The organism is Zobellia sp. OII3, from assembly GCF_002211465.1.
GTDB classification, from domain to species: domain Bacteria; phylum Bacteroidota; class Bacteroidia; order Flavobacteriales; family Flavobacteriaceae; genus Zobellia; species Zobellia galactanivorans.
Genome location: NZ_MWRZ01000038.1, coordinates 1 through 813, shown reverse-complemented (window position 1 = coordinate 813; position 813 = coordinate 1). Strand labels below are relative to the sequence as shown.

Genomic DNA, 813 nt, shown 5'->3' with positions numbered 1-813 from the left:
CCGTTGTGGCTAATTAAAGAAAATTGAGAATAACATTAAAACTTTTTCTGATTTTAATACTTGCAATTCAATGTAAAAACATTGAAGAAATTGATTCGCAAAAAATTGATTGGCAAGAAACTAAAAACTCAAGGAATTATGTTGATTATGCAACATATATTCAAAAACATCCAAATACAGAAAATTTTTCAAAAGCCTTATCCGAATACTTCTTTTTAAGAGATAGTATTGCCGATTTTGGAGGTTGCTACAGGTTTAACGCTTCTATAAGTGTTACAGATAGCGCGAAAGTATTATTCGATGATGAACTAAAAAGTTTGGATTCACTAAGATTTTATACATTTCAATATTTGAAAAATGGAAAACCAAATATTTCATCGAGTTTAAAAACTGATATTCAAATTCCAGAAAGCAAATTAAGAGATTCAATCTCAACCGGTCGATTTGACATCGTAATTTATGATAAACCATATCCAATAGAAAATCTAAAAAAAGCTATAATTGAGATAAGTAAAGGAATAAAAGATTATAAGAAATATTTATCTGAAGAGTGGTTTCAAAAACCGTATTCAGAATTGTCTAAAGATAAGAGAGCTGGAATTGATAAATTGAACGACCAAAGATTAGTGTTTTTTGATTTCACAAATATGGATGGTAAAAGATTCAATCCACCGCTGCCAATCTCTGATTAGTGTAACGAATTTGAAACGGAAAAATAACTAGCCACAACAAAAGTAACCGTTGCACAACTCGTCATCGGGAATAAATTGATGGTTTTTGAATTATTAGAAATATTAAAACTCAATATGTCAG

At 29.2% G+C, this 813-nt stretch carries 1 protein-coding gene; it reads left to right on the top strand.

All coding sequences use genetic code 11. The features are described 5' to 3' along the window. Positions 1–23 precede the first annotated feature (23 nt). On the top strand, positions 24–692 hold the full coding sequence (locus B4Q04_RS22385; protein WP_088698194.1) for a hypothetical protein: 669 nt from the start codon (positions 24–26) through the stop codon (positions 690–692). Positions 693–813 lie beyond the last annotated feature (121 nt).